Origin of the sequence: Intrasporangium oryzae NRRL B-24470, from assembly GCF_000576595.1 — a bacterium.
Classification (GTDB): domain Bacteria; phylum Actinomycetota; class Actinomycetes; order Actinomycetales; family Dermatophilaceae; genus Intrasporangium_C; species Intrasporangium_C oryzae.
In genome coordinates this window covers 1-19,106 of record NZ_AWSA01000039.1, presented here as the reverse complement: position 1 = coordinate 19,106, position 19,106 = coordinate 1, and the positions used below count along the sequence as shown (strand labels likewise).

Sequence of the window (19,106 nt, the reverse complement as noted above, 5' to 3'; positions counted from 1 at the left end):
ATCCGGCAGAGCGTGAGTTGTCACGACAGACGCACGCACCACGACGCGAAGGACACACGATGAGTGTTGAGACGAACGTTTCCGCCACCGAGGCCCAGCCGGCTCCCTCGGAGGCTCCGGCCCACGGCGTGACCCTCACGGACGTCGCCGCGACCAAGGTCAAGAGCCTCCTCGAGCAGGAGGGTCGCGACGACCTCCGCCTGCGCGTGGGTGTCCAGCCCGGCGGCTGCTCCGGCCTGATCTACCAGCTCTACTTCGACGAGCGCACCCTCGACGGTGACCTCGTCCGTGACTTCGACGGCGTCGAGGTCGTCGTCGACCGGATGAGCTCCCCGTACCTCGAGGGCGCCACGATCGACTTCGCCGACACGATCGAGAAGCAGGGCTTCACGATCGACAACCCCAACGCCGGCAGCAGCTGCGCCTGCGGCGACTCGTTCAGCTGAGCCGCCCCTCACGTAACGAAGGGCCCGACCGTGCCGGTCGGGCCCTTCGTCGTCCCGGGGGGCCTGAGGACGCACCCAAGGCGGCTCCGGACAGGCTCCTGGCAAACTCCGGGGCGCCGCAGCGACCCCCCACGATGTGGGTCAGCTGCCGTAGTCGCCGAGCCCCGCGAGCAGGGCCGAGGCGTCGTCGGGGACCTCGATGTCGACGTGGACGGGCTCCCACGGAGTCGGACTCGTCTGCGTCACGGGCACGACACGGCTGTCCTCGACGAGCTCGGCGACGCTGCCCGAGTCGAGCTCGTCCCGCGGGCCGGGGAACTCCATCGGTTGCCTCATACCAGCCACGCTAGGCGTTGCCCCCGCGCCGGCGTAGGGGTACCAGCGGGTAGTTCGCGAGGGCCGTGTGGACGCCTCGCGGCGCCACCCCGCGTGCCGCCTCGCGCGGCAGTCTCGCGCGGCAGTCTCGGGGCCCCTCACTCCTCGCGGGGCGGGAAGGCGGCCACGAGCGGGGTGTCGAAGGGCAGCACCCCGAGCTTGGCCGCGCCGCCGGGTGAGCCGAGCGGCTCGGACTGCCCGGGCATCGCGTCCTCGAAATAGCGCGCGTTGTCCTCGAGGTAGGGCTCGAGGTCGCCGGGCAGGTCGTCCTCGTAGTAGATCGCCTCGACCGGGCACACGGGCTCGCAGGCGCCGCAGTCGACGCACTCGTCCGGGTGGATGTAGAGCGAGCGTGGTCCTTCGTAGATGCAGTCGACGGGACACTCCTCGACGCAGGCGCGGTCCTTGACGTCGATGCAGGGGGAGCCGATCACGTAGGTCATGGGTCACCTTCTTGCTGTATTTACAAACTAGTTGTAAAAAAGAATAGGTCGGACCCTGCGAGGAGGAGAAGAGATGTCAAGGACACGCCTGACGATCTGGGGAGACTTCACCTGCCCGTTCAGCTACCTGGCGTGGCGCCGGAGCGAGGACCTGGCCGCCGACGCGGACGTCGAGGTCGACTGGCGGGCCGTCGAGCACGACCCATGGCACCATCTGCGCCCGGTGGACGTGACCGACCGGTTCACCGCCCTGCACGACGAGATGCCGCGCGTCACGGCGCACCTCATGCCGGGCGAGCCGCTGCCGTACACCCTCAAGGGACACGTCCCCTTCACCGGCGCGGCGACGGCCGGCTACGCCGAGGCCTACGGAGCCGGCGTCGCCGTCCCCGTCCGCCGAGCGCTCTTCGACGGCTTCTGGCGCCACGGCATCGACCTCGACGACGCCAGGGTGATCCGGACGCTCCTCGCCGACGACATCCGCAGCGGCAGCTCCCCGACGGAGCTGCTCCGCGTGTGGGGCTATGCCGTCGACGTGACGGGTGGCCCGATCACGACGATGGGCTGGCACCTGCGGCGCGACTGGTGGTCGCAGTGGCACGAGCTGGGAGGCGTCGTGCCGACTCTCGTCGTCGACGACGGTCCGGCGAGCGTCGGTGAGGACGCCCTGACCCGGCTCGCGGCCGAGATGCGCGCGCGCGGGCTGGACGAATGGGACGATCCGACCCGTGAGCACTCCCAGCACCCCGCTGCCTGACCGGGCCCGGGGCCTCGGCCCCACCCGCAGCCGGGTGCTCGCGCTGGTGCAGGACATGGGCGCCCCGGTGACGGCCGCAGAGATCGCCGAGCGCCTCGGCGCCCATCCGAACACGGCCCGCTTCCACCTCGAGGCGCTGTGCGGCTCCGGGCTCGTCGAGCGGGTCCGGGAGGAGCGGGAGGTCCCGGGACGCCCGCGGGTCCACTACGTCGCCGCGAGCGCGGCACCGGCCGCGGGCACCCGCAGCTATCGTCTGCTCGCCGAGATCCTCACCGCGCGCCTGGCCTCGACCGAGGCCGACCCGTCCACGGCCGGGGCGCAGGCGGGTGCCGTCTACGGCAGGCTGGCCGCCCGGTCGGGTGCGTCCACGCCCGGACGGCCCACCCCAGGCGGTCCCGCGACGCGCAGGCAGGCCGTCGCGGCCGTCGTCGCCACCCTCGGCTCCATGGGGTTCGACACGCGTCACACGACGGAGCCCGACGGCATACGTCTCGACGTGATGAGCTGTCCGTTCCTCGAGGTCGCGAGCGAGCACCTCGAGGTCGTCTGCGCCGTCCACCGCGGCCTCATCGATGGTCTGCTCGACGAGCTCGACGCCCCGCTGCGGGTGTCCGCGCTCGACCCGCTCGTCGCGCCGAGCCACTGTGTCGCGCGCCTGACGCGCACCCCTTCCCGAGGGGGCGCACGCGCCGAGGCGACGGCGTCCGAGTCGGGCGAGGCCTCGACACGCTAGGTTTCCGGTGTGCATGTAGCGATCACCGGGTCCATCGCGACCGACCACCTGATGACCTTCGACGGGCTGTTCGCCGACTCTCTCGTCGTCGAACAGCTCGACAAGATCTCGCTCTCGTTCCTCACCGAGGACCTCCAGGTGCGCCGAGGGGGTGTCGCCGCCAACATCGCCTTCGGGATGGCCAACCTCGGCCAGCGCCCGATCCTCGTCGGCGCGGTCGGCGAGGACTTCACCGACTACCGCTCGTGGCTCGAGCGGCACGGGGTCGACTGCGCGTCGGTCCACTACTCCGAGTCGCAGCACACCGCTCGCTTCATCTGCACGACCGACCGTGACATGGCCCAGATCGCGACGTTCTACGCCGGAGCGATGTCGGAGGCCCGCGACATCGAGCTGGCGCCGGTCGCCCACCGCGTCGGCGGGCTCGACCTCGTCGTCATCGGCGCCAACGACCCCGAGGGCATGCTGCGGCACACCGACGAGTGCCGGACCCGAGGCATCCCCTTCGCGGCCGACCCCTCGCAGCAGCTCGCCTTCTGTGACGGCGAGACGATCGAGCGGCTGGTCGACGGGGCCGAGTACCTCTTCACCAACGAGTACGAGAGCCACCTCGCCTGCCAGAAGACAGGGTGGAGCGAGGACGAGCTCGCGGGCCGGGTGCGCGTCCAGGTCAAGACTCGGGGCAAGGACGGCGTGACCGTGCGGGTCAGGGACGAGGAGCCGATCGAGGTCGGCATCGCCCGCGAGGTACGCAGGGCCGACCCGACCGGCGTCGGCGACGCCTTCCGCTCGGGCTTCGTCACCGGCATCGCAGCGGGCCTGCCCTACCGGCGCTGCGCAGAGCTCGGTTCCATGCTTGCGACCTACGTCATCGAGACGGTCGGGACCCAGGAGTACGTCCTCGGCAAGGCCCGGTTCCTCGAGCGGCTCGCCGAGGCCTACGGGGCCGACTCGGCCGACGAGATCGCCCCCCACATCACCTGCCCGCGTCCCTGAGACCCGCGAGCGCATCGTGCCGATCCCACCGCCCCCGACCGCGTGGGACTTCGGACTCGACCGGATTCCGCGCGGCGAGGACCTCGTCGGCATCGGCGCCGACCTCGAGGTCGCGACCCTCTACGAGGCCTACACCGTGGGCCTCTTCCCGATGGGCGTGGGCGAGCACGGCGCCGCGCCGATCGGGTGGTGGTCGCCCGACCCGCGGGGGATCCTGCGCGTCGGCGACCTCCACGTGAGCCGTTCGCTGCGCAAGTCGCTGGCCCGCTTCGAGCTGAGGGTCGACACGGTCTTCGACGAGGTCGTCGCGGCGTGCGCGGCGCCCGACCGCGACGGGCGGTGGATCACGCAGGACGTCGCCTCGGCCTACTCGGCCCTCCACGAGGCCGGCTGGGCGCACTCCGTGGAGACCTGGCGTGCGGGCCGCCTCGTCGGGGGCCTCTACGGTGTCGCCATAGGCGGCCTCTTCGCGGGCGAGTCGATGTTCCACGCCGAGCGGGACGCCTCGAAGGTCGCCCTCGTCGGACTGCACGAGCTGCTCGCCGCCGACGCCGACCCGCGGCGGCTCATCGACGTCCAGTGGCAGACGCCGCACCTCGCGACGCTCGGCGTCACCGAGGTCTCGCGGGAGGCCTATCTCGACCTCCTCGAGACCGCGCTCACGGCGCCGTTGCCGGCGCCGTGGGCCTGACGACCTCGACGTCGTATGCCGTGTGGGCGCCCTCGTCGCGGGCGCCCAGGTAGCGGTGACCGCGTAGACGGCACCAGGCCGGGATGTCGTGCGCGGCCGCAGGGTCGGTCGCGAGAACCGTGACCCGGCCGGCGGCGGGGTCGTCGCGGACGAGCTGCGCGAGCCGGATGACGGGCAGCGGGCAGCGCAGGCCGCGGGCGTCGACGACGGCGACCCGGGCGGCCGCGTCGCTCACAGCCCCGCCACCCCGAGCTCGCGCCGGACGGCCTCGACGGTCGGGCCGATGGCCGAGCAGAACGCCTCCACGTCGGCGTCGCGGCCGGGTGACACGGCGCGGAGGGGGAGCGTAACGCGGACGTTGCCGTGGGTGAGGACCCCCATCGCCGCGAGGACGTGGCTCGGCTCGAGCGTGCTCGAGGTGCACGCCGACCCGCTCGCGACGGCGAAGCCCGCCCGGTCGAATGCTCCGACGAGAGCCTCGCCGTCGACGTAGAGGCTGGAGAAGGTGACGACATGGGGGAGGCGGTCATCCGGGTCGCCGACGACCTCGGTGTCCGGCACGCGGGCGGCCGACGTCCGGATCGCGTCGACGAGGCCACGCGCCCCGGCCGCGTCGACGGTCCGTGCCGATGCGGTCTGCTGCCAGGCCTCGGCCGCCGCGAGGGCGAGAGGGATCCAGGGAGTCACGTCCGTGCGCCCGCCCTCGACGTCGGCCCGGGAGCCCTCCCACTGCCAGCGCACGCGCTCACGGACGACGAGGACGCCGAGCGGGGGACCGCCCCAGGCGCGCGCGTCGCCGACGAGGACGTCCCAGTCGTCCGGGACCTCATCGCGGCCGAGGGAGGCCATCGCGTCCACGACGAGCGGTATGCCGTGCCGCCGGCAGGCCTCGCGCGCCTCCTGCAGCGGCTGCCGGGTCCCGACCTCGCCGTTGGCGCTCTGCAGGGCCGCGACGACGGTGCCCTCCACCCCGAGGGCGGCGGACCAGGAGTCGAGGTCCACTCTGCCGCGGCCGTCGACGGGGACCTCCGCGAGCAGGGCTGCGTCGTCGGCGCTGGCCGCCCGGGCCCGCCCCGGCACGAGGACGGCGGAGTGCTCGACCGCGGAGGCCACGGTCCGTGCGCCACGCCGGCGGGCGGCATACAGCAGGCCCTCGACCGCCCGGGTCAGCGCCGACGGCCCGCTCGGGAGGAGGCTCACCTCCGTCGGGCGCACCGAGAGGCCCGCGGCGACCACCTCGCGGGAACGGTCGAGCAGGGCCCGGGCCCTTCGGCCCTCCGCGTACAGGCGGGCGGGGTCGGCCCAGCCCGCGTCGACCGCGGCGAGGAGGGTGTCGCGCGCGGTCGGGTGGAGGGGGCCGGCGGCTGCGTCGAGGAGTCGCCGGGCCGGTGGTGCGGTGGCCGTCGGAGCGGCTGTCGGACCGGCTCTGGCGGCCGGTCCAAGGTTCGTTCCCCGATCGTGACTGTCCACGCCGCCACGTTAGCCGCCCCCTGCGGGACGGGAGCGAGGGTGGGGCGGTAGGGTTTCTCGGGTGGCCAATCTGTGCCCGAAAACGATGGATGTGAACACGCTCGACCGGCGCGCTCCTCGCGCCCTCGATCGGAACGAAAGGTGCACCCAGGTGCCTGAGCTCGATGACACCCCGGCCGCCGTGCCGCCGGTGACCACGGTGGCCACCACCCGACGCCGAGGCCTGCGCCTCACCGGCCTGGTGGCAGTCGGCATGCTGGCGCTCAGCGGCTGCCAGGGACAGGTGTCCAACGGGTACCTCCCGAACGCCGTGTCCGACAGCGGCGTGCGCGTGACCAACCTGTGGGTCGGCAGCTGGATCGCCGTCCTCGCCGTGGGTGCGATCACGTGGGGCCTGATGCTCTACGCCGCCATCCGATTCCGCAAGCGCCGGGGCGACGAGACGCTGCCCGTGCAGCTGCGCTACAACGTGCCCGTCGAGCTGCTCTACACCATCATCCCCGTCTTCATGGTCGCCGTGTTCTTCTACTACACGGCCCGCGACGAGGCGGCCCTGACCGACACGAGCAAGAAGCCCGACGTGACGATCTCCGTCGTGGCCAAGCAGTGGAGCTGGGACTTCAACTACGTCGACTCCAACGTCCACGAGACCGGCGCGCACACCGAGCTCAACGGCCAGGAGGGCGCCCGGGCCAAGATGCCCGTGCTCTACCTGCCCGTCAACAAGCGGGTCGAGTTCGTCCTCAACTCCCGCGATGTCATCCACAGCTTCTGGGTGCCGGCCTTCATGACGAAGCTCGACATCATCCCCGGCAAGACCAACAAGCTGCAGATCGTCCCGACCGAGACCGGGACGTTCCAGGGCAAGTGCGCCGAGCTGTGCGGCGCCTACCACTCGCAGATGCTCTTCATGGTCAAGATCGTCTCCCAGGAGGAGTACGACCAGCAGATGTCGCGTCTGGCCGAGCTCGGCCAGACTGGTCTGATCCCCGTCGACGCCAGCCGCGAGAAGATGGAGCCCGCTGACGCCAATAAGATCCCCGCACCGGCCCGCACTGGGAGCAACAACTGATGTCGACCGCAACCGCCAAGCGCACCTCTGACGTTCCCTCCGCGGCCCCCGCCCGCCCGGCCCGGCTCAAGGGCCAGACCTTCGTCAAGTGGGTGACGACGACCGACCACAAGGTCATCGGCAACCTGTACTTCATCACCTCGTTCGTGTTCTTCCTCATCGGCGGTTTCCTCGCGCTGATGATCCGCGCGGAGCTGGCCGCTCCTGGCCTGCAGATCGTGGACAACCCGGAGCAGTACAACCAGCTGTTCACGATGCACGGCACGATCATGCTGCTGCTCTTCGCGACGCCGCTCTTCGCGGGCTTCGCCAACGCGATCATGCCGCTGCAGATCGGGGCGCCTGACGTCGCCTTCCCGCGGCTCAACATGTTCGCGTACTGGCTCTACCTCTTCGGCGGCCTCATCGCGAGTGCAGGCTTCCTCACCCCGCAGGGCGCGGCCTCGTTCGGCTGGTTCGCCTACGCGCCGCTGTCCGATGTCAGCTACAGCCCGGGTCTCGGCGGCGACCTGTGGGTCTTCGGCCTCGCGTTCGCGGGTTTCGGCACGATCCTCGGCGCGGTCAACTTCATCACGACGATCGTGTGCATGCGCGCCCCCGGCATGACGATGTTCCGGATGCCGATCTTCACCTGGACCGTGCTCGTCACGGCGATCCTCGTGCTCCTCGTCTTCCCGATCCTCGCGGCGGCCCTGTTCGCACTCGGCGGTGACCGGCGCTTCGGGATGCACATCTTCGACCCGGAGAACGGCGGTGCCATGCTGTGGCAGCACCTGTTCTGGTTCTTCGGCCACCCCGAGGTGTACATCATCGCGCTGCCGTTCTTCGGCATCATCAGCGAGGTCATCCCGGTCTTCTCCCGCAAGCCGATCTTCGGCTACAAGACCCTCGTGTTCGCCACGATCGCCATCGCGGCGCTCTCGGCGAGCGTCTGGGCCCACCACATGTACGTCACCGGCCAGGTCCTGCTGCCGTTCTTCTCGGTGATGACGATGCTCATCGCGGTGCCCACCGGGGTGAAGTTCTTCAACTGGATCGGCACGATGTGGGGCGGCAAGGTGTCGATGGACACCCCGATGCTCTGGGCGATGGGCTTCCTCGTCACTTTCCTCTTCGGTGGCCTGACCGGCATCATCCTGTCGAGCCCGGCGCTCGACTTCCATCTGTCCGACAGCTACTTCGTCGTCGCGCACTTCCACTACACCGTGTTCGGCACGGTCGTGTTCGCGATGTTCGCCGGTTACTACTTCTGGTGGCCGAAGCTGACCGGCCGGATGCTGGATGAGCGGCTCGGGAAGATCCACTTCTGGATGCTGTTCATCGGCTTCCACACGACGTTCCTGATCCAGCACGTGCTCGGGATCGAAGGCATGGCCCGGCGGTATGCCGACTACCTGCCGGAGGAGGGCTTCCAGACCGGCAACATCATCTCGACCGTGGGTGCCTTCCTACTCGCCGCCTCGACGATCCCCTTCGTCTACAACGTCTGGAAGACGTGGCACAAGGCTCCGCTGGTCACCTCCGACGACCCGTGGGGCTACGGCGCCTCGCTCGAATGGGCCACCTCGTGCCCGCCGCCGCGGCACAACTTCGTCTCGCTCCCGCGGATCCGCTCCGAGCGTCCCGCGTTCGACCTGCACCACCCCGAGGCGGCGCCCGGCGCAGGGCCGATCCCCGACCGGAGCACGCTCGTACAGGTCATGGGGCCGGCCGACGTCGCGTCCGGCGAACAGCCCACGCACAGCGACAAGAAGGACTGACCGATGCGCGTCGAGACCAAGCTCTTCACCTACCTCCTCGCCTTCTTCGTCCCCGTGATCTTCATCTACGGCTTCTGGACGAAGTGGACCGAGCCGATCGGTGTCACTGCCCTGACGCTCACGGCCGGCCTTTTCGCCCTGGTCAGCTTCTACTTCTGGATGACCGGACGGAAGCTCCCGCTCCGTCCCGAGGACAACGTCTCGGGTGAGATCGAGGACGCCGAGGGTGACTACGGCTACTTCGTCGCCAGCTCGTGGACGCCGCTGTGGCTCGCCCTCGCCGGCGCCGTGATGTTCGCCGGGCTCGCCATCGGCTGGTGGCTCTTCATCATCGGCGCCTTCTTCGGGATCGTCGCCCTCGTCCTGTGGGTCTTCGAGTCCTTCTCGGGCGAGTACTCCATCTGATCTGACAGCCTGCAGCAGGGTCCGGTCGCACAGCGGCCGGACCCTGCTGCGTTCCCGATTCGTCCGACGCGCAGCCCGCAGCCTCCTGCGCCGCAGCGGGGTACCCCGCGGGCCAGCTCGGCTACGACGGCAGCGGGCGCCGTGGCCGGCTCGTCGTCGCGGCCTCACAGGTCGACCACTACCTCGCGGTCTTCCGTGCCGCCTTCGAGGCCGGCGAACAGCGATGCACAGCGACCCAGACACCGCGCGAGGTACAGGTGGCGGGGCGATGCCCCGGCGGCATACGGCCGCGGACATGACGAAGGGGAAGGCGTGCGGCCTTCCCCTTCGTGCGACTCGTGCAGCTCACGGACCTTCCGGCTCGTGGTGCGATCGTGCGGGAGAGAACATTGGGGGCACCTCCGTCCGATCGTGTTGCTGTCCTTCGACGGTAACCGCCAGTGTGGAGGTCGTAAAGAGCCCCTCACGGTCGCTGTGAAGGAACTGTCCCATCCCTGAGACGGCGTTGTCGGATCAGCCCCAGCCGAGCTCGTGCAGCTGCTCGTCGTCGATCCCGAAGTGGTGCGCGATCTCGTGCACGACCGTCACCGTGATCTCCTCCCGAAGCTCCTCGGCGGTGTGGCACATGCGCTCGAGGGGGCCCTGGAAGATCGTGATGCGGTCAGGCAGGGACCCCGCGCCCCACCACCCGTCACGTTCGGTCAGCGGCGTGCCGTCGTACACCCCCAGCAGGTCCGGATCGTCGGCGGGAGGCTCCTGCTCCACGAGGACGACGACGTTGTCCATCGCCCGCGCCAGGTCCTCGGGGATCTCGTCCAGGGCGTCGGCGACCGCCTCCTCGAACTCGGCATCGGTGAGGTGCTCCATGCGTCGAGTCTGTCATGACAGGCAGATTCCCCGGATCGGCGGACCGCTTCTCCGACCGCCGGGGCCCCGAACGTGGGCACGACGAGGGCCCGGCCGCCGTGGTGGCGGACCGGGCCCTCGTCGGTGGAACCGAGCCGAGCGGGCTCAGTTCTGGCGGTCGGCCTTGATCGTCTCGCGGGCCGGAGCGCCCCCGGCCTCGATCGCCTCGGGCTCGTGTGTCTCGACCCCGTGGTCGCCGTGGTGGTGTGCGGCTTCGAGCTCCGAGGGGGTCGGCGGGGCGACCCGGTCCTTGAAGTAGAAGTGCGACAACTTGGCCCGCAGGCGCTCCTTGCGAGCGATGGGGGACTCGACCCCGTTGGCATCCGTCTCCGCCGTGATGACGAGCGGCTCGGGCGACTCGTGCTGGACGAGGACCCAGCGCTCCTGCGGCGTGAGCGGCGCGTGGATCTCCTCGAAGCGGCCGTCCGGGTAGCGCCAGATGACACCGGTCTCCCGGCCGTGCAGGACCTTCTGGCGGTCTGCACGCTGCAGGCTGAGGCAGATGCGCTTGGTGATCCAGAAGGCCAGCGGCGGCCCGACGAAGATCAGCAGCTGGAACAGGCGGGTCAGGTCGTTGATCGACAGGTGCAGCTTGATCGCCATGAGGTCGTTGCCGGAGGCGAAGAAGAGCACGATGTAGAACGTCATCGCAGCGACGCCGATGCCGGTGCGCGTCGGGTTGTTGCGCGGCCGGTCGAGCAGGTGGTGCTCGCGCTTGTCGCCGGTGACCCACGCCTCGAAGAAGGGGTACACGCCGATCAGGGTGTACATGATCGGGATCAGGAGGATGGCGCCGATCATGACGTTGAAGCTGAACGTGTACCCGAACGCGGTGAACTCGAGGAAGCCGGGCAGCAGTCGAAGCGCGCCGTCCGCGAAGCCCATGTACCAGTCCGGCTGGGAGCCGGCCGTCACGGGGGAGGGGTCGTACGGCCCGTAGCCCCAGATCGGGTTGATCGTGACGAGCGCCGAGATGAGGGCGATGACGCCGAAGACGATGAAGAAGAAGCCACCGGCCTTGGCGATGTACACCGGCATCATCGGGAAGCCGACGACGTTGTTGTTGGTCTTGCCCGGTCCCGGGTACTGCGTGTGCTTGTGCAGGAACACGAGCAGGATGTGCGCGGTGAAGAGCCCGACGAGGATCGCCGGCAGCAGCAGGACGTGGACGGCATACAGGCGGGGGATGATCGCCTCGCCCGGGAACGCGCCGCCGAACACGAAGTACGAGACGTACGAGCCGATGATCGGGATCGAGCGCATGAAGCCCTCGGCGGCGCGAAGTCCGGTGCCGGAGAGAAGGTCGTCCGGCAGGGAGTAGCCCGCGAAGCCCTCGACGATCGCCAGCATGGACAGGATCGAGCCGATGACCCAGTTGATCTCACGCGGCTTGCGGAAGGCGCCCGTGAAGAAGACGCGACCCATGTGCACGAGGATCGCGACGCAGAAGACGAGAGCGGCCCAGTGGTGGATCTGACGGATGAGCAGACCGCCGCGGATGTCGAACGAGATGTCGAGCGTCGAACGGTAGGCGTCGGAGACCGTCACACCCTGCAGCGGGATGTACGAGCCGTCGTAGACGACGGGCGAGGCGCTCGGGACGAACCAGAACGTGAGGAAGGCACCGGTCAGCAGGCAGATGATCATCGAGTACATCGCGATCTCGCCGAGCATGAAGGACCAGTGGTCGGGGAAGACCTTCTTGAGCACGAAGGACATGCCCTTGGCGGCCCCCGTGCGGTCGTCGAGCCACCCGGCGATGCCACCGAGGGGCTTGCTCTCCGCGCGCTCCTGATCGGCCTGGCGGTCGCCGGCGCGCAGGGCGTCGGCTGGGCGGTCTGCGTTGATCGTGCTCATCGGGCACGCTCCCAGAAGCTCGGCCCCACAGGCTCCTTGAAGCCCTGGGGGGCGACGAGGTAGCCCTCGTCGTCAACGGTGATCTTGAGTTGCGGCAGGGCACGCTTGGCCGGGCCGAAGATGACGGCGCAGTCCTCGGTGAGGTCGAACGTCGACTGGTGGCACGGGCAGAGCAGGTGGTGCGTCTGCTGCTCGTAGAGGCCGACGGCGCAGCCCACGTGGGTGCAGATCTTGGAGTACGCGACGGTGCCGTCGACGCCCCAGTCCTTGGCCTTCTGCACCTTGATGTCGTCCGGGTTCAGACGGATGAGGATGACGGCAGCCTTGGCCTTCTGCTCCAGGACGTGCTTGCCCTCCTCGTAGACCTTCTCCATGGTCTCGGGCATGACGTGGAAGACCGAGCCCAGCGTCACGTCCGACAGCTTGATGGGGGTGCGCTCCGGGTCGCGGAAGAGGCGGATCGGCTTGCCGTCGTTGTACTTCGGGTCCCAGAGGGTCTCCTTGAGCTCCTCGACGTTGCCCGGGCCGAGGGAGCCGGCAACCTGGAGGACGAAGGGGAGGGCGAAGAGCCCCAGCGCGCCGCCGAGGGAGTACTTGAGCAGGGGGCGACGGTTGATCTGGGCGCTCTCGCCGCCGTCGGTGACGACCTTGACCGCCTTGGCGCGCTCGACCTCGCTCGACCCCAGCGGGTGACGCTCCTCGACGACCTCCTCGTCGGACATGAGCGTCTTGGCCCAGTGGACCGCGCCGATGCCGATGAAGAAGAGGGCGAAGCCGAGGGAGAGGCCGAGGACGACGTTGAGCGTCTTGGCCTGGCCGAGGCCGGGGAAGAAGAACACCCAGTCGTCGTGGATGGCGAAATAGCCCACGAGGAACACGAGGGTCGAGAGCATCGACAGGCCGAACAGGGTCGCGACCTGCTTCTCCGCGCGCTTGGCTGCCTTCGGGTCGTCGTCGGCGGCACGGTGCACGTGCGGGGGCAGGCCCGGGTTCTCGAAGCGGTCGAGCTCGGTCGTGCTCCGGGTCTCGAGGGCCCCGTCACCACCGGCGGGGGCGAGCGCGCCGCTCTCCCCGTGTGCCGTGGTCTCGTTGTCGTTCATCGGATGGTGGTCCTGTCGTCGTTCGTGTGCGGGACGAGGCGGTCGGTGCTCATGCAGCCTTCTTGCCGAGCCAGACGGCGCAGCCGATGAGCAGGGTGAGGCCGAAGAGCCAGACGAACATGCCCTCGGAGACCGGGCCGAGGTTGCCCAGGGTCAGTCCTCCGACGTTGGTCTGGTTGTCGACGGCCTTGAGGTAGGAGATGACCTCCTGCTTGGACTCCGGCGAGATGTTCTGGTCGTTGAAGACCGGCATCGACTGCGGGCCCGAGACCATCGCCTCGTACATGTGCTTCGGCGTGACGCCCGTGAGGGACGGCGCGTACTTGCCTCGCGTGAGGGCGCCTCCGGCGCCCGCGAAGTTGTGGCACATCGCGCAGTTGACGCGGAAGATCTCGCCACCGCGGGCGATGCGCTGGTTGTTGGTCAGGTCCTGGCCGGCTTCCTTCTGGTCGCCGGGCTGGATGACGGTCGTGTACTGCGAGTCAGGCACCGACGGGCCGGCCCCGAGGGAGGCGACGTAGGCGGCCATCGAGGAGATCTGCTGGTCGTCGAACTTGATCTTGTCGACGTCCTGGCGCTGCGCCTGGATGTTCGGGCCGGCAAGCGGCATACGGCCGGTGCCGACCTGGAAGTCGACCGCAGCCGCACCGACACCGACGAGCGAGGGCCCGGAGGCGGTGCCCTGCGCGTTGGTCCCGTGGCAGCTCGCGCAGTTGGCGAGGAAGAGGTTCTTGCCCTCGGCCACGGTGTCGGCAGAGACGGCCGAGGCGTTGGCCTCCTTCGGCGCAAGGAAGGCGTAGGCGCCCCCGGTGACGAGCAGGCCGACGAGGATCAGCAGCGCGATCGCGGCGGGGTGTCGACGTCGTGCGGCCAAGGCGTTCACAGTGAGGTCCTGTCGTTCTCGTGGGTCGGGAAGTGATCGGTGCTGCGGGTCATCGCAGGAGGTAGATCGTCGCGAACAGGGCGATCCAGACCACGTCCACGAAGTGCCAGTAGTAGGAGGTCACGACGGCGCCGGTCGCGTTGGCGTGCGTGTAGCGCCGGGTCGTGAAGGTGCGGGCGATGATCAGCAGGAAGGCGATGAGGCCACCGGTCACGTGCATGCCGTGGAAGCCGGTCGCCATGTAGAAGACCGAGCCGTACGCGTCGGAGGACAGCGTGACGTTCTCCTGGACCAGCTCGGAGTACTCCATGACCTGGCCGGCGATGAAGAAGGCGCCGAAGAGGTAGGTCAGGACGTACCACTCGCGCATGCCCCAGTGCTTGATGTCGAGGAGGCTGCCCGTGCGTGCCTTCTGGCCGCGCTCGGCCTTCCAGACGCCGAGCTGGCACCACACCGACGAGACCACGAGCACGAGGCAGTTGATGCTCGCGAAGGTCAGGTTGAGCTTCTCGGTCTGCTGGGCCCACAGCTCGGTGCGCACGGAACGCAGCTGGAAGTAGACCGCGAAGAGGCCGGCGAAGAACATGAGCTCGCTGGAGAGCCACACGATCGTGCCGACCGCGACCATGTTGGGACGGGTCGCCGGTCCGGTGCCGAGGTGAGGGATTGCGCTGGAAGGAACTGCTGATGCTGTCGCCACGTTGACATTATTCCCACATCGACGGGGGGGCGCGCGAGGACCCCCCTGTTTCCGTCGGACTGTCGAGGTTTCGTGATGATTCCGACATGTTTCGCCCCGCGGCGTACCACCCGTGACGCCGGGCCCACGACGCGGACGCCGGCAGCGTCGGTGAGCGTCTCGGCGGGCGGAGGGGTGCTGCTGCCGCGGGCCCCGGGACCGGTAGCATCGCCGTCATGACCGCCTCGAACGCCAGCGCCACGTCCGGCCCGTCCTCCGAGCTCGTCACGAGCGCGGGCGGCGCGCCCCTGCACCGGGTGAGCATCCTGCTCTACAGCGACGATGTCACGACGCGTGACGCCGTGCGGGCCGCGGTCGGGCGCCGTCCCGCGAAGGACGTCGAGGTCACCCGCTGGCACGAGTGCGCGACGGCAGACGCCGTCATCTCCTCGGTCGAGGCCGACCGCTACGACATCCTCGTCCTCGACGGCGAGGCGGCCAAGGTCGGCGGCCTCGGCCTGACCCGACAGCTCAAGAACGAGATCTACGACTGCCCGCCCGTGATCGTCCTCACGGGGCGTCCGCAGGACAGCTGGCTGGCTGCGTGGTCGATGGCGGACCTCGCCGTCCCGCACCCCCTCGACCCCATCGCCCTCACCTCCGCCGTCGCGACGCTCGCGCGCGCGGCCGTCCCGACGGCCTGACGGATGGCGGCGGACCAGTCGGTGACCTGGCCGTCGGTCCTCACCGACCTCATCGCGGGTCGTGACCTTGATCGGCCGACGACCGAGTGGGCCATGGCCCAGATCATGGCGGGGGAGGCGACCCCGGTCCAGGTGGCGGGCTTCCTCGTCGCGCTGCGGTCGAAGGGCGAGAGCGTCGAGGAGATGCGCGGCCTGGCCGAGCAGATGCTGGCGCACGCGCACCGGATCGAGGTACCCGAACCGAGCGTCGACATCGTCGGCACCGGCGGCGACCGCGCCCACACGGTCAACATCTCGACGATGGCATCCATGGTCGTCGCGGCGACCGGGGTCCGCCTCGTCAAGCACGGCAACCGGGCCGCCTCGTCGTCGTCCGGCTCCGCCGACGTGCTCGAGGCGCTCGGGATCGACCTCTCCCTCCCGCCGGAGCGCGTCGTCGAGGTCGCTGAGGAGGCCGGCATCACCTTCTGCTTCGCGCAGACCTTCCACCCGTCCTTCCGTCACACCGCCGTCCCACGCCGTGACCTCGGGATCGGGACGGCGTTCAACTTCCTCGGCCCGCTCACCAACCCCGCCCAGCCGACGTATGCCGCGGTCGGGTGCGCCGATGCGCGGATGGCTCCGCTCATCGCGGGCGTGTTCGCGGGGCGCGGCAAGGACGCCGCCGTGTTCCGCGGAGACGACGGCCTCGACGAGGTCACCGTGTCCACGACGACTCACGTGTGGTGGGTCCGTCAGGGCCAGGTCACCGAGCGCTCGCTCGACCCGACCCGGGTGGGGGTCGAGCTGCACCCCGTCGATGACCTGCGAGGCGGTGACGCCATCCACAACGCCGCCGTCGTCCGTGAGACGTTCGCCGGCGCCCAGGGGGCCGTGCGCGACGCCGTCGTGCTCAACGCGGGGATCGCCCTCGCCCTGACGAAGCCGGACTCGGGTGCGACCGACGACGACTTCCACCGCGACCTGCGCGCCGGGATGGACCTGGCCGAGGACGCGATCGACACGGGGTCGGCGACCCAGCTCGTCGACCGGTGGGTGGCGGCGACGCGTCGCTGAGTCCGCACGCGGGCGTGCCTTCCCGAGGCCGTATGCCGTCGGGCCGGCCCGACGGCATACGGCCCGCTCGAGCTTCGGCTCAGTCGCCGTCGAGACCGAGGCTGAAGGCAGCCTCGAGGTCGTGGGCGGAGTAGGTGCGGAAGGCGATGTGGGTCGAGGTGCCGACGACGCCCTCGACCTTGTTGAGGCGGTCGGCGATGACGTCGGCGAACTCCTCGTGGGCGCGCACCCTGACCATGGCGATGAGGTCGGCGTCACCGGTGACGGAGTAGACCTCCGAGACGGCCGGGATGTTGGCGATGGCCTCGGCGACCTCGGGGATCCGGTCGACCTCGCAGTTGATCATGACGATGGCGGTGATCACGGGACCAACCCTATCCGGCCCTACCCTGCGCGACGCAGCCCGTGGCGCCGCGGACGCTCGGTCGGGACGTCGTGGTCGAAGCCGACGGCCTCGTGGGCCGAGGCGACCGCCGGCTCGAGCTCATGACGAACCGACCCGGCCCCGCCGACGGGGCACGTCCAGGAGCCGTCGAGCTCGACGATCCGCACGCCCGGGGACTCGAGCCACCGCAGCAGGATCTCGGTCTCCTCGGTGAGCGCCGCCGGAAGGCCGGGCGCGGGCGGTGCCACCTCCTCGGCCGTCGCCTGGAGCGTGCGGACGTGCACCATGGGGTCGGCTCCCCGTGGGCTGAGCGCCGTGCCGGCGAAGCGTCCGTGGCGGATCGTGACGAGCTCCCATCCGCCGCCGTCCTGCGCCCGGGCCGCGACGACCTCGCGCGTCCTCACGAGGGGGGCGAGCCGCTGGGCTCGTGCGGCCCCGCGGACGAGGTGGAGGAACCGGTCGCGGACCCGCGCGGCATCCTCGAAGCGCTCCTGGGACGCGAGCTCCTCGAGGCGCGCGCGGAGGAGCTCAGCCCCCGGCCTGGCGTTGCCGGCGAAGATCTCGGCGCAGTCCGCGGCGACCGAGGCGTAGTCGCCCTCCGACTGCGCACCGGTGCACGGCGCGCCACACCGCCCCATGTCGGCGAGGGCGCACGCCGACTCGTGACCGGAGAGGCGCTGGGTGCACTGGCGCAAAGGGACGACCTCGTGCACCGCGTCGACGGCGGCCTGTGCCGTCACCCGGGACCGGAAGGGCCCGATGTAGTGGGCTCCGTCGTCCTTGACCTGCCGCACGATCGAGAGCCGGGGGAAGCGCTCCCTCGTCAGCTTGACCCACATGACCCGGTGGCCGTCCTTTGACCGCCGGTTGAACCGGGGCCGGTGCTCGTCGATCAGCCGCAGCTCGCGGACCTGCGCCTCGAGCGCCGTCTGGCAGACGACCGGGTGGACGACATGGGCGAGCCTGACCATCTCGGCCATCCGGCTGCGCTGCTCGGACGCGGTGAAGTAGGTGCGGACGCGGGCTCGGATGTCGCGGCTCGTGCCGACGTAGAGGACCCGGCCGGTGCCGTCCTTGAAGAGGTAGACGCCGGGGGCGTGGGGGAGCGGGTCGGCGAGGAAGCGCTTGCGACGCTGCGCCGGCGTGACGCGCGAGCTGTAGCTGGCGAGCTCCTCGAGGGTGTGCACGCCGAGGTTGCCGACGCGCTCGATCAGCCCGTGGAGGACGTCGACCGTCGCCCGTGCGTCGTGCAGGGCCCGGTGGTCGGGCGTGGTGCGTGCGCCGAAGAGGACGGCGAGGGAGCCGAGCTTGTGGTTGGGTGCCTCGTCGCGCACGACGAGCTGACGGGCGAGCTGCAGGGTGTCGAGGACGTCGAACCCGGGCCATGGGGTCCCGGTCCGGCTGGCGGCCGCCTTGAGGAAGCTGATGTCGAAGCCGGCGTTGTGGGCCACGAGGACGCTGCCCGAGGCGAACTCGAGAAACGCGGGCAGGGCACTGTCGATGCGCGGGGCGTCGGCGACCATGGCGTCGGTGATGCCCGTCAGCACCGAGATGAAGGCGGGGATCGGCTCGGCCGGGTTGACCAGCGTCTGGAACTCGCCGAGCACCTCCCCACCACGGACCTTGACGGCGCCGATCTCGGTGATGCCGCACTGGGCCGGGCTGCCTCCCGTCGACTCCAGGTCGACGACGACGAACGTGACCTCGGCGAGGGGGGTGCCGAGGTCGTCGAACGTCGACTGGATCGCCTGCATGGCCCAGACCGTATGCCGTCGCGCCGACAACGCGGCGCAGGCCCGCCCGCGTGGTGCGCCGCGTCCCTGACGACGCGATGGCTGTCGGTGGGCGCGCCTAGCGTCGTACCGGACAGATCGCAACGAGACGATGAAGGGTGGCCCATGATGATGCTCGTCGACTGCCAGACCTGCCCGGTGCGGGACGTCCACTGCGCGGACTGCGTGGTGACCGCCCTCGCGTCGACCGGGCCGGCGCCCGGTTCTTCGACCGGCTTCCTGACCCGGTCCCCGACCCGGTCCCGGGCCGGCTCCCCGCCCGGCTCCCGGCCCGAATCCTCGTTCGAGCCGACTCCGGACTCCCTGCCCCTCGACCGCGCCGAACGACGGGCCGTCTCCGTCCTGCTCGCCGCCGGTCTCGTCAGCCACGACACGGCGCACGCGGCGCGTGCCGTGCGGGACGCCCCGGCTCGTCAGCGCGTGCCTGCGGCACGGCGAGCCGCCGTCTGACCCTGCGCGGATGACCGTCTCACGGCCGGTCGAGGCTCCCGTGTCACCATGGCGCGGTGCTCCGTCCCGACCCACGTGACGCCCCGCCCAGGCCACCGCGCCCGGTGACGGGCGGCCCGGCTGCGGCGACGGCCCCGACCCAGGC

Annotated in this window: 22 protein-coding genes; 11 read left to right on the top strand and 11 right to left on the bottom strand. The window is 70.3% G+C overall.

Annotated features, from left to right (window positions below):
* The first annotated feature begins 59 nt into the window (after nt 1-59).
* A complete protein-coding gene (erpA, locus tag N865_RS15955; RefSeq protein WP_034808043.1) occupies nt 60-446 on the top strand; it encodes an iron-sulfur cluster insertion protein ErpA in 387 nt (128 codons plus the stop codon).
* Between the two features lie 141 nt (nt 447-587).
* Here erpA and N865_RS15950 read toward each other — a convergent pair whose 3' ends face one another.
* Both N865_RS15950 and fdxA read right to left on the bottom strand, forming a co-directional pair.
* The gene (locus N865_RS15950) at nt 588-782 is read right to left on the bottom strand and encodes a hypothetical protein (protein ID WP_157557732.1); all 195 of its coding nucleotides are present in this window, start codon (nt 780-782) and stop codon (nt 588-590) included.
* Between the two features lie 137 nt (nt 783-919).
* Nucleotides 920-1,264: a ferredoxin gene (gene fdxA / locus N865_RS15945; RefSeq protein ID WP_034808040.1), complete on the bottom strand. Its 345-nt coding sequence runs from the start codon at nt 1,262-1,264 to the stop codon at nt 920-922.
* 73 nt (nt 1,265-1,337) lie between these two features.
* Between fdxA and N865_RS15940 the strand changes: the two genes are divergently transcribed.
* Genes N865_RS15940 through aat form a run of 4 tightly spaced genes read left to right on the top strand, consistent with a single transcriptional unit; the run spans nt 1,338 to nt 4,441 of the window.
* Nucleotides 1,338-2,021: a DsbA family oxidoreductase gene (locus tag N865_RS15940; protein ID WP_034808038.1), complete on the top strand. Its 684-nt coding sequence runs from the start codon at nt 1,338-1,340 to the stop codon at nt 2,019-2,021.
* A complete protein-coding gene (locus N865_RS15935) occupies nt 1,993-2,754 on the top strand; it encodes a helix-turn-helix transcriptional regulator (RefSeq protein WP_051510733.1) in 762 nt (253 codons plus the stop codon). Before N865_RS15940 ends, N865_RS15935 begins: the two co-directional genes overlap by 29 nt.
* 9 nt (nt 2,755-2,763) lie before the next feature.
* Complete coding sequence (locus N865_RS15930) at nt 2,764-3,750, top strand: carbohydrate kinase family protein (RefSeq protein WP_034808034.1); 987 nt, start codon at nt 2,764-2,766, stop codon at nt 3,748-3,750.
* A gap of 16 nt (nt 3,751-3,766) precedes the next feature.
* On the top strand, nt 3,767-4,441 hold the full coding sequence (aat, locus tag N865_RS15925) for a leucyl/phenylalanyl-tRNA--protein transferase (protein ID WP_034808031.1): 675 nt from the start codon (nt 3,767-3,769) through the stop codon (nt 4,439-4,441).
* On the opposite strand, the gene N865_RS15920 is transcribed toward aat, so the two are convergent.
* Complete coding sequence (locus tag N865_RS15920; protein ID WP_034808029.1) at nt 4,410-4,676, bottom strand: sulfurtransferase TusA family protein; 267 nt, start codon at nt 4,674-4,676, stop codon at nt 4,410-4,412. The two genes, aat and N865_RS15920, sit on opposite strands and share 32 nt — an antisense overlap.
* Nucleotides 4,673-5,911: a cysteine desulfurase family protein gene (locus N865_RS15915; RefSeq protein ID WP_034808026.1), complete on the bottom strand. Its 1,239-nt coding sequence runs from the start codon at nt 5,909-5,911 to the stop codon at nt 4,673-4,675. Before N865_RS15915 ends, N865_RS15920 begins: the two co-directional genes overlap by 4 nt.
* A gap of 151 nt (nt 5,912-6,062) precedes the next feature.
* Here N865_RS15915 and ctaC point away from each other — a divergent pair, with 151 nt between their 5' ends.
* Genes ctaC through N865_RS15900 form a run of 3 tightly spaced genes read left to right on the top strand, consistent with a single transcriptional unit; the run spans nt 6,063 to nt 9,148 of the window.
* A complete protein-coding gene (gene ctaC, locus N865_RS15910; RefSeq protein WP_245603800.1) occupies nt 6,063-6,983 on the top strand; it encodes an aa3-type cytochrome oxidase subunit II in 921 nt (306 codons plus the stop codon).
* Nucleotides 6,983-8,743 carry an aa3-type cytochrome oxidase subunit I gene (gene ctaD, locus N865_RS15905; protein WP_034808024.1) on the top strand — a complete coding sequence of 587 codons (1,761 nt, stop codon included), beginning with the start codon at nt 6,983-6,985 and terminating at the stop codon, nt 8,741-8,743. Before ctaC ends, ctaD begins: the two co-directional genes overlap by 1 nt.
* 3 nt (nt 8,744-8,746) lie before the next feature.
* Nucleotides 8,747-9,148 carry a cytochrome c oxidase subunit 4 gene (locus N865_RS15900; protein WP_034808022.1) on the top strand — a complete coding sequence of 134 codons (402 nt, stop codon included), beginning with the start codon at nt 8,747-8,749 and terminating at the stop codon, nt 9,146-9,148.
* Nucleotides 9,149-9,661: 513 nt separating this feature from the next.
* Here the strand turns inward: N865_RS15900 and N865_RS15895 are convergent.
* The 5 genes from N865_RS15895 to ctaE all read right to left on the bottom strand — a co-directional run bounded on the left by N865_RS15895 (nt 9,662) and on the right by ctaE (nt 14,594).
* Nucleotides 9,662-10,015 carry a metallopeptidase family protein gene (locus tag N865_RS15895; RefSeq protein ID WP_034808020.1) on the bottom strand — a complete coding sequence of 118 codons (354 nt, stop codon included), beginning with the start codon at nt 10,013-10,015 and terminating at the stop codon, nt 9,662-9,664.
* Between the two features lie 144 nt (nt 10,016-10,159).
* Nucleotides 10,160-11,911, bottom strand: coding sequence for a cytochrome bc1 complex cytochrome b subunit (gene qcrB, locus N865_RS15890; RefSeq protein WP_034808018.1), 1,752 nt, complete (start codon nt 11,909-11,911; stop codon nt 10,160-10,162).
* Nucleotides 11,908-13,011: a cytochrome bc1 complex Rieske iron-sulfur subunit gene (gene qcrA, locus N865_RS15885; protein WP_034808015.1), complete on the bottom strand. Its 1,104-nt coding sequence runs from the start codon at nt 13,009-13,011 to the stop codon at nt 11,908-11,910. Before qcrA ends, qcrB begins: the two co-directional genes overlap by 4 nt.
* Before the next feature lie 49 nt (nt 13,012-13,060).
* A complete protein-coding gene (qcrC, locus tag N865_RS15880; protein ID WP_034808013.1) occupies nt 13,061-13,894 on the bottom strand; it encodes a cytochrome bc1 complex diheme cytochrome c subunit in 834 nt (277 codons plus the stop codon).
* Nucleotides 13,895-13,943: 49 nt separating this feature from the next.
* Entirely contained in the window at nt 13,944-14,594 is a 651-nt protein-coding gene (gene ctaE, locus N865_RS15875; protein ID WP_169735760.1) for an aa3-type cytochrome oxidase subunit III, read from the bottom strand.
* Between the two features lie 215 nt (nt 14,595-14,809).
* On the opposite strand from ctaE, the gene N865_RS15870 reads away from it, so the two are divergent.
* Both N865_RS15870 and trpD read left to right on the top strand, forming a co-directional pair.
* Nucleotides 14,810-15,277 carry a response regulator transcription factor gene (locus tag N865_RS15870; protein ID WP_034808007.1) on the top strand — a complete coding sequence of 156 codons (468 nt, stop codon included), beginning with the start codon at nt 14,810-14,812 and terminating at the stop codon, nt 15,275-15,277.
* 3 nt (nt 15,278-15,280) lie between these two features.
* Nucleotides 15,281-16,333, top strand: coding sequence for an anthranilate phosphoribosyltransferase (trpD, locus tag N865_RS15865; protein WP_034808005.1), 1,053 nt, complete (start codon nt 15,281-15,283; stop codon nt 16,331-16,333).
* 79 nt (nt 16,334-16,412) lie between these two features.
* Here trpD and N865_RS15860 read toward each other — a convergent pair whose 3' ends face one another.
* Both N865_RS15860 and N865_RS15855 read right to left on the bottom strand, forming a co-directional pair.
* Nucleotides 16,413-16,697 (bottom strand): Lrp/AsnC family transcriptional regulator, encoded by a 285-nt coding sequence (locus tag N865_RS15860; protein WP_034808002.1) that lies wholly within the window; start codon nt 16,695-16,697, stop codon nt 16,413-16,415.
* A 20-nt stretch (nt 16,698-16,717) separates the two neighbouring features.
* Nucleotides 16,718-18,472 (bottom strand): DEDD exonuclease domain-containing protein, encoded by a 1,755-nt coding sequence (locus N865_RS15855; RefSeq protein WP_051510731.1) that lies wholly within the window; start codon nt 18,470-18,472, stop codon nt 16,718-16,720.
* A 144-nt stretch (nt 18,473-18,616) separates the two neighbouring features.
* Here N865_RS15855 and N865_RS15850 point away from each other — a divergent pair, with 144 nt between their 5' ends.
* Nucleotides 18,617-18,961 carry a hypothetical protein gene (locus N865_RS15850; RefSeq protein ID WP_245603799.1) on the top strand — a complete coding sequence of 115 codons (345 nt, stop codon included), beginning with the start codon at nt 18,617-18,619 and terminating at the stop codon, nt 18,959-18,961.
* Nucleotides 18,962-19,106 lie beyond the last annotated feature (145 nt).

Excerpts from the sequence above, each read along its gene's own strand:
- erpA (WP_034808043.1), top strand. The coding sequence starts at position 60 with ATGAGTGTTGAGACGAACGTTTCCGCCACCGAGGCCCAGCCGGCTCCC.
- N865_RS15950 (WP_157557732.1), bottom strand. The coding sequence starts at position 782 with ATGAGGCAACCGATGGAGTTCCCCGGCCCGCGGGACGAGCTCGACTCG.
- fdxA (WP_034808040.1), bottom strand. The coding sequence starts at position 1,264 with ATGACCTACGTGATCGGCTCCCCCTGCATCGACGTCAAGGACCGCGCC.
- N865_RS15940 (WP_034808038.1), top strand. The coding sequence starts at position 1,338 with ATGTCAAGGACACGCCTGACGATCTGGGGAGACTTCACCTGCCCGTTC.
- ctaD (WP_034808024.1), top strand. The coding sequence starts at position 6,983 with ATGTCGACCGCAACCGCCAAGCGCACCTCTGACGTTCCCTCCGCGGCC.
- N865_RS15900 (WP_034808022.1), top strand. The coding sequence starts at position 8,747 with ATGCGCGTCGAGACCAAGCTCTTCACCTACCTCCTCGCCTTCTTCGTC.
- N865_RS15895 (WP_034808020.1), bottom strand. The coding sequence starts at position 10,015 with ATGGAGCACCTCACCGATGCCGAGTTCGAGGAGGCGGTCGCCGACGCC.
- qcrB (WP_034808018.1), bottom strand. The coding sequence starts at position 11,911 with ATGAGCACGATCAACGCAGACCGCCCAGCCGACGCCCTGCGCGCCGGC.
- qcrA (WP_034808015.1), bottom strand. The coding sequence starts at position 13,011 with ATGAACGACAACGAGACCACGGCACACGGGGAGAGCGGCGCGCTCGCC.
- N865_RS15870 (WP_034808007.1), top strand. The coding sequence starts at position 14,810 with ATGACCGCCTCGAACGCCAGCGCCACGTCCGGCCCGTCCTCCGAGCTC.
- trpD (WP_034808005.1), top strand. The coding sequence starts at position 15,281 with ATGGCGGCGGACCAGTCGGTGACCTGGCCGTCGGTCCTCACCGACCTC.
- N865_RS15855 (WP_051510731.1), bottom strand. The coding sequence starts at position 18,472 with ATGCAGGCGATCCAGTCGACGTTCGACGACCTCGGCACCCCCCTCGCC.
- N865_RS15850 (WP_245603799.1), top strand. The coding sequence starts at position 18,617 with ATGATGATGCTCGTCGACTGCCAGACCTGCCCGGTGCGGGACGTCCAC.